Here is a 7,238-nt window from a genome sequence, read left to right on the forward strand (position 1 = left end):
AGAGACTTCAAGCTGCGGTTTAGCCCGACAATGAATGAGTATCTGAAAGCACATCAAAGGGAGTTTATGCCGGAGGACACCAAAGCCGGACAGATACTTGATTATCTGGACAGCTACACAGGCAATGCCGTCTGCTCCAAACAGCTTTACAGAGAAGCATTGGGGCATGAGTATGACGAGCCGAAGCAATGGGAACTGCGAGAGATAAACGACATTATGAACAATGTTGTCAAAGGTTGGAAGTCTTTCAGCAATCCGAGACACTTCCCGAAGCCGTATCTTCGTCAGAAAGGTTGGGAGCGTGAGTTGCCCGACAACGGAGAAGCTGACAACGGAGACGGAAGATTTATTCCTCTCTCCGATGCGGAGCTTGAACAGATGGAACTGCCGGAGGGATGGCGATAGAAAATTGCTATCCTGTTGTCAGCTTGTTGCCGAGCCGGTTGTCAATCCCGTTGTCGGGCAAAATCCGAAAAAGCCTTGTCAAGACTGGACTTTTCTCTCTCTGACAACCTTGACAACCAAGATTTCAAAGAAAAAGTAAATAGTAAGCAATAAGAGCCGCCCGATAAGATAAAAGGTTTTTGAATGTCCGTTGTCAGGACTTCGTTGTCAGCCTTTCCTTGTCGGGCATTTTTCATTCACAGGAGGTATTGAATGACAGAAAACAGAAACACAGCAGCACAGACCACCACCCAGCACACCGCACCCACCGTCAGAAAGCAGATAAACGGCACGACCTATATCGTCCGTGTCCACTTCAACGAGAACGCCAGAGAGACAATGGAGGACAAAATCAAGCGTCTGCTTCGCAACGAGATTCAGCAAAATGTAACTTGTTTGTGAATTTGATGAAAAAGTCCTTGACTTTTCGTCTCTGGCAAAACCGCGAAGTCGATCCTGATTTCCTGCGGTGCAAGGCTTGCGCCCTTCGACATCGCAGAGCTGCGGGAACTGATGAGCTACGATGAGATGGAGCTGGACACCATCGGAGACCGGAAGACGGCGCTGTTCGTCATCATTTCCGATACCGATGACACCTTCAATTTCGTCGTGGCAATCATGTATTCCCAGCTCTTCAACCTTTTGTGCGATAAAGCAGATGACGTTTACAACGGACGGCTTCCCGTTCATGTGCGCTGTCTGCTCGATGAGTTTGCGAACATCGGTCAAATCCCGAAGTTTGATAAGCTCATCGCCACCATCCGAAGCCGGGAAATCTCGGCGTCAATCATCTTGCAGTCCCAGTCTCAGCTCAAGACCATCTACAAGGATGCGGCTGACACCATCACGGGCAACTGTGACTGCACACTTTTCCTTGGCGGCAAGGAGAAATCGACCCTCAAGGAAATCAGCGAGGTGCTGGGCAAGGAGACAATCGACCTTTACAACACCTCGGAAACCCGTTCCAACAACAATTCCTATGGCTTGAATTATCAGAAGACCGGCAAAGAACTGATGTCTCAAGATGAGATCGCCGTCATGGACGGAGCCAAGTGTATTTTGCAGCTTCGAGGCGTGAGACCTTTTCTCAGTAACAAATACGACATTACGAAGCATCCAAAGTACCGGCAGCTCTCCGACTATGACAAGCGGAACGCCTTTGACATCGAGAAATACCGGCAGCACAAGCTGGTAGTCAAGCCCGATGACACATTCGACCTCTATGATATGGGCGAGGTCGATGCAGATTAAAGCCCCGTCGCTGCACTGCGCAGTGGGTAAAGCCTGATGGCTCATCCCAAAGCAGAACAGCGACGGGGCTTCTTTTTTTATGCCCATTTTCAAAAATACACACTCATCTTTCATCGATTCAAGGAGGAAAATCTATGGCTTTCATCAATCAGGCTGTCACGGTTCTTCAGACGCTCGTTATCGCCCTCGGCGCAGGTCTCGCAGTGTGGGGTGTTGTCAACCTCATGGAAGGCTACGGCAACGACAACCCCGGCGCTAAGTCTCAGGGCATCAAGCAGCTCATGGCTGGCGGTGGTGTGGTGCTGATCGGCACGACCCTCATCCCTCTGCTCTCCGGTCTGTTCGGTTAATCCGGCAGCCGCGCAGAAGTAACCATCGGGGCGGGTGCTGGAAAAGGCACTCGCCCTTCACAATTCACCAACGATTTAAGGAGGAAATTCAAGTATGGCATTTATCAATCAGGCAGTTACGGTTCTCCAGACGCTTGTTATCGCCCTCGGCGCAGGTCTTGCGGTGTGGGGTGTTGTCAACCTCATGGAAGGCTACGGCAACGACAACCCCGGCGCTAATGCTTATGTGCGGTAAAGTAACACAAAACATAAACAGACAATCATCCCCTCTATTCCATAAAAATTTTTCACATTTTAAGTGCTCGGTAGAAGAATGGTCATATTGAACAATAAAGCATTACTTAAATTTAATAATCTATACAAAATAGATATTCACTATTGAAATCAAGGGAATAAATGTATATAATATTAGTGCCAATAGCAAATTGGACTTATGCAAAGGAGGATTTCTATGAGATTATTAAATTCATGCCGATTCAAGAAATTTTGTTCACTTTTGACAGTAATGCTTTTAATGCTATTCAGTGTAATTCCTGCATCAGCAGCAGAGTTATCTACTGATGAAAAAGCAGAAGTGCTTGTAGGGACGGAGTATGCTATAGAGATTCCTTCTTCTATGGCAGATAATACAGTTGCAATATCTGTAGATGACATTATGGAGCATTCCACTGTTACCACTTATGGTGCTTCTATGGAAGGTTCATATGAATCTGAAAAATATGATGCAGGATTGCCAGGATATACATTCCAGATTATATTTGATTGGAAAGCAGCAGTAAATTCTAGTGGGGATTATATTTTTGACAAAATTACTAATGCCAAAGTCACAACATATAAAAATGATATAATCTGTGCTATGACCTGGGGATACAGTAGTTATAAAGTGACAAAAAATACATACTCAATTAGCAGTAACAAAAAGAGTATAACATTTAATACAACATATGACTTTGAGTATATCATGAAAGACGATCCGCTTGCTCATATTTATAATAGCACAGAGTCGCATACATATACAATTCAGTTAAATGACATTATCTAGTAGGATGGAAAGGTGGTATAAGTTTATGAAAAAACAATTTGGGGCTTTGTTCTTATCTTTAGTTATGGTAATTGGATGTAGTTCTACAGCGTTAGCTGCTGAAGTGGGAATTGAAAGAAATACTTTTTCGGAAAAAGCTGGAGAAGTTGTCTGGATAACAAATAGCGATATTGATACATTTGACGCTATTCTTGATACATCTCCAGAAGTTATAGATAATTTCTTTGATTCACAAGGGATTCTAGTTGTTACTGGAAATAATACGGATGAACCTTTGAACTTGGAAGAAAAACTAAATCTTCCGGTAACAGCCGCAGATACTGAGCTTGCATTTGCTTCTAATGATGATGCTATTATTGATCCAGGTATTGATATTGCTACAATTTATTATAAACATGGCAATGTTTTTTCTGTTCACGAAATCAATGTTGGAAGCAATGATACGGTAGATAGAAATGCACTTATTGAAGAAGTTATATCCGAAGTAAAAGATAATCAAGCACAACCTATTGCTACTCGTGCAAGTGGTTCCTTGATTGGGGAAAAGGATTATACATATACTAGAGAACCTAAAGGAAAAATGACTGCATACTATGATGTTTATACCGTCCAAAATTTTAATTCCAGAGATCACTATATCATAAAGGCAAATGTTACTGGTATGCCAGGATGTGACTTAGGCGGTGCTTATGAGACGAAATACCAAGGCGAGGATTTGGATGTAACGCTTTCAACTTCGTCTTCTAGTGTAACTGTTGATGATTATGGTCCAGAAAGAGTTGCAAATACCGGCTCGGTAGGTGTAAATGTAGGAGGTACTTTAGGCGAAGATATTTCATTAGAGCTAGGCTTGAGTTGGACACAAAATACAACAGATACAAATATTGATGTATCTGTATCTACATCTGGTGTAACATGGAATACAGCTTTAAGTGGAGGTGCTCAAAAGGCTGCATTTACATTTAAACCGGGAATTAACTTCCAATGTCCTTCTAATAAATCGAGCGTCTCGGTTACTGCTAATGCAAGTTACACGCTTGATTCGTGGGATAGTGGAAGAGAAGAAATTTCTTTGAACAAATCGTTCACTTGTTATCCAGACAGAGTAAGTTGAGGATAGCGATATGAAGAAGTATTTTATAAAAATTCTCTGTGGAGTTGTATATTTGGTGTCATTTATAGCATTGGGGATGATTTTTGTTAATTTGATGCCTAAAAATGATTTGTTTTATGTTGACTCCAATAATAGTGATATTGTATATGTCATCTTGTATGTGGGAAGTGTTATTTCTTTTCAGATTGGGGCTATGAATTATCGTCTAAAAGGCACTGACAAAAAATAAAATAATAAATCCAATCTTATTGACATTGGTATGGAAAGGGGTTTCGCCTATTGTAGTAGACGAAACCCTTTCATATTTCAATGGTTATTCTTCACAGAATTACATTATATTATTTTTTCAAAATTGAATACTTCCCGCCCTGTAGCGATACATGAAGCAGTAAATCCGAAAAAGATTTGCTGCTTTTTTTGCACCCATTTTGGGCAAATCGGGAAAGTAGCGATACTGGTATGTGAGCAAGGAAATTTCCCGTTTTCTATCAGACAGCGGGCAAAACGCAGCTTCCGAAACGCCTTATTGTCGGGAAAGACCGAGCCGCCGGAAAAGTTCTTGCCGGAAAGTCCGTCCATTCTGCTCTTTTGTGGTTTGTAGGGAGTAAGGGGGAAAATGCCAGCCCGCCGCCTTTTATGAAAAAAGCTGGTTATAGATTTCCCGAAAAAGTGGCAGTAGCAAGTGAGGACAATCCAGCAGCTCTTTATAAAAAAAGCTGGTTGCGATTTTCTGAAAAAGTGGCAGTAGGAAGTGAACAGCAGTCCGGCAGTTTCTTAGAGCAAGATTCTACCGCAGTACCAAAATTCGCTTTTCGCTCATTTTGCCCCTGCGGGAATCTTGTTGGGGAGTGCCTTCCCCAAACCCTGCTAATGCGGCTTACGCCGCTTAAAAATCCCTCAAAATATTTTTTCGGATTTTTCAAAAACAGTTCCGCTTCACACCCTGTTTTTCTCCTATTAGTGAGAGGACACCACGCACAGCCGAAAGGAGGTTTTTACCATGCGAAAACGATATAACACGCCGCACCGCAGCCGGGTAGTCAAGACCCGCATGACCGAGGAAGAATACGCCGAGTTTGCGGAAAGGCTTTCTGCCTACAACATGAGCCAAGCCGAGTTTATCCGGCAAGCCATAACCGGGGCAGCCATACGCCCCATCATAACTGTTTCCCCCGTCAACGACGAGCTGCTTGCCGCTGTCGGGAAGCTGACCGCCGAATACGGTAGGATCGGCGGCAACTTAAACCAGATAGCCCGGACACTGAACGAGTGGCACAGCCCCTACCCGCAACTTGCCGGGGAGGTACGGGCGGCGGTTTCCGACCTTGCTGCCCTAAAGTTTGAAGTCTTGCAGAAAGTGGGTGACGCTGTTGGCAACATTCAAACATATCAGCTCTAAAAATGCCGACTATGGCGCAGCGGAAGCCTACCTCACATTTGAGCATGACGAGTTTACCATGAAGCCCACCCTTGATGAAAACGGGCGGCTGATACCGAGGGAGGATTACCGCATTTCTTCCCTTAACTGCGGGGGCGAGGATTTCGCCGTTGCCTGTATGCGAGCCAATCTCCGCTATGAGAAAAACCAAAAACGGGAAGATGTGAAAAGCCACCACTATATCATCAGCTTTGACCCACGGGACGGGACAGACAACGGCTTGACCGTAGACCGGGCACAGGAGCTGGGCGAGCAGTTCTGCAAAGAGCATTTCCCCGGACACCAAGCCCTTGTATGCACCCACCCGGACGGGCATAACCACAGCGGCAATATCCATGTGCATATCGTCATCAACTCCCTGCGGATTTATGAAGTCCCGCTTCTGCCCTACATGGACAGACCAGCCGACACACGGGAGGGCTGCAAGCACCGCTGCACCAACGCCGCTATGGAATATTTCAAGAGTGAAGTCATGGAGATGTGCCACCGGGAGGGGCTTTACCAAATCGACCTCTTGAACGGCAGCAAGGAACGGATAACCGAACGGGAATACTGGGCGGCAAAGAAAGGGCAGCTTGCCCTTGATAAAGAGAACGCCGCCAGAGAAGCCGCAGGACAGCCGACCAAGCCCACCAAGTTTGAAACGGACAAGGCGAAGCTGCGCCGGACGATACGGCAGGCACTTTCCCAAGCTGCCAGCTTTGACGAGTTTTCTTCCCTTTTGCTGCAGGAGGGTGTGACCGTCAAGGAGAGCCGGGGGCGGCTTTCCTACCTCACGCCGGACAGGACGAAGCCTATCACAGCCCGGAAGCTGGGGGACGATTTTGACAAGGCTGCTGTCCTTGCCCTGCTTATGCAGAACGCCCACAGAGCCGCCGAACAGACCAAAGCCATACCGGAATACCCACACACCCAAAAGGGACGCTTGCAGGAGGAAAAAGCCGCAAAAACCACCCCGGCAGACAACATCTTGCAGCGCATGGTTGACCGGGAAGCCAAGCGAGCCGAGGGCAAGGGCGTGGGTTATGACCGCTGGGCGGCAAAGCACAACCTAAAGCAGATGGCGGCTACCGTTACTGCCTACCAGCAGTACGGCTTTTCTTCCCCGGAGGAACTGGACGAAGCCTGTTCTGCCGCCTATGCCGCCATGCAGGAAAGCCTTGCAGAGCTGAAGCAGGTGGAAAAGACGCTGAACGGGAAAAAGGAGCTGCAACGACAGGTGCTTGCCTATTCCAAGACCCGCCCTGTCCGGGACGGGCTGAAACAGCAGAAAAACGCCAAAGCAAAAGCAGCCTACCGTCAGAAGTACGAAAGCGACTTTATCATAGCAGACGCAGCCGCCCGCTATTTCAGGGAGAACGGCATTTCCAAGCTGCCGAGCTATAAAGCCCTGCAAGCAGAGATTGAAACCCTTATCCAAGAGAAAAACAGCGGCTACAACGATTACCGGGCAAAACGGGAGGAATACCGCCGCTTACAGACTGTCAAGGGCAATATCGACCAGATTTTACGCCGGGAGCGCAAGCCTGTGAAAAGGCAGGAACAGGAGCGATAAAAACCACCCCAAAATGTACCCGAACCCATACAGAACAAGGGGGC

Annotated in this window: 9 protein-coding genes and 3 pseudogenes; 11 read left to right on the top strand and 1 reads right to left on the bottom strand. The window is 46.4% G+C overall.

The window, feature by feature from the left end; genetic code table 11:
- The 8 genes and pseudogenes from GPK89_RS14780 to GPK89_RS14815 form a co-directional block, all read left to right on the top strand.
- A pseudogene (locus GPK89_RS14780) lies at nucleotides 1-405 on the top strand (virulence-associated E family protein); the annotation flags it as partial.
- A gap of 252 nt (nucleotides 406-657) precedes the next feature.
- A complete protein-coding gene (locus GPK89_RS14785; protein WP_055163299.1) occupies nucleotides 658-846 on the top strand; it encodes a transposon-encoded TnpW family protein in 189 nt (62 codons plus the stop codon).
- A gap of 30 nt (nucleotides 847-876) precedes the next feature.
- Nucleotides 877-1,695, top strand: a pseudogene (locus GPK89_RS14790) (VirD4-like conjugal transfer protein, CD1115 family); the annotation flags it as partial.
- Between the two features lie 134 nt (nucleotides 1,696-1,829).
- Nucleotides 1,830-2,045 (top strand): Maff2 family mobile element protein, encoded by a 216-nt coding sequence (locus GPK89_RS14795; RefSeq protein ID WP_005934794.1) that lies wholly within the window; start codon nucleotides 1,830-1,832, stop codon nucleotides 2,043-2,045.
- A 94-nt stretch (nucleotides 2,046-2,139) separates the two neighbouring features.
- Nucleotides 2,140-2,268: pseudogene (locus GPK89_RS14800) on the top strand (Maff2 family mobile element protein); the annotation flags it as partial.
- Between the two features lie 228 nt (nucleotides 2,269-2,496).
- Nucleotides 2,497-3,087, top strand: a complete 591-nt coding sequence (locus GPK89_RS14805; RefSeq protein WP_215694319.1) for a hypothetical protein — start codon at nucleotides 2,497-2,499, stop codon at nucleotides 3,085-3,087.
- A gap of 25 nt (nucleotides 3,088-3,112) precedes the next feature.
- Nucleotides 3,113-4,201, top strand: a complete 1,089-nt coding sequence (locus GPK89_RS14810) for a hypothetical protein (RefSeq protein ID WP_215694321.1) — start codon at nucleotides 3,113-3,115, stop codon at nucleotides 4,199-4,201.
- A gap of 10 nt (nucleotides 4,202-4,211) precedes the next feature.
- Nucleotides 4,212-4,430, top strand: a complete 219-nt coding sequence (locus GPK89_RS14815; protein WP_215694323.1) for a hypothetical protein — start codon at nucleotides 4,212-4,214, stop codon at nucleotides 4,428-4,430.
- A gap of 104 nt (nucleotides 4,431-4,534) precedes the next feature.
- Here the strand turns inward: GPK89_RS14815 and GPK89_RS14820 are convergent, their stop codons facing one another.
- Nucleotides 4,535-4,780, bottom strand: a complete 246-nt coding sequence (locus GPK89_RS14820) for a hypothetical protein (RefSeq protein ID WP_215694325.1) — start codon at nucleotides 4,778-4,780, stop codon at nucleotides 4,535-4,537.
- 57 nt (nucleotides 4,781-4,837) lie between these two features.
- On the opposite strand from GPK89_RS14820, the gene GPK89_RS14825 reads away from it, so the two are divergent.
- The 3 genes from GPK89_RS14825 to GPK89_RS14835 are packed head-to-tail and all read left to right on the top strand — an operon-like array spanning nucleotide 4,838 to nucleotide 7,194.
- The gene (locus GPK89_RS14825) at nucleotides 4,838-5,218 is read left to right on the top strand and encodes a hypothetical protein (protein WP_215694327.1); all 381 of its coding nucleotides are present in this window, start codon (nucleotides 4,838-4,840) and stop codon (nucleotides 5,216-5,218) included.
- Nucleotides 5,202-5,600: a plasmid mobilization protein gene (locus tag GPK89_RS14830; protein ID WP_002569238.1), complete on the top strand. Its 399-nt coding sequence runs from the start codon at nucleotides 5,202-5,204 to the stop codon at nucleotides 5,598-5,600. Before GPK89_RS14825 ends, GPK89_RS14830 begins: the two co-directional genes overlap by 17 nt.
- A complete protein-coding gene (locus GPK89_RS14835; protein ID WP_215694329.1) occupies nucleotides 5,572-7,194 on the top strand; it encodes a relaxase/mobilization nuclease domain-containing protein in 1,623 nt (540 codons plus the stop codon). Before GPK89_RS14830 ends, GPK89_RS14835 begins: the two co-directional genes overlap by 29 nt.
- Nucleotides 7,195-7,238 lie beyond the last annotated feature (44 nt).

This window comes from Gemmiger formicilis (assembly GCF_018784445.1).
Lineage (GTDB): Bacteria > Bacillota > Clostridia > Oscillospirales > Ruminococcaceae > Gemmiger.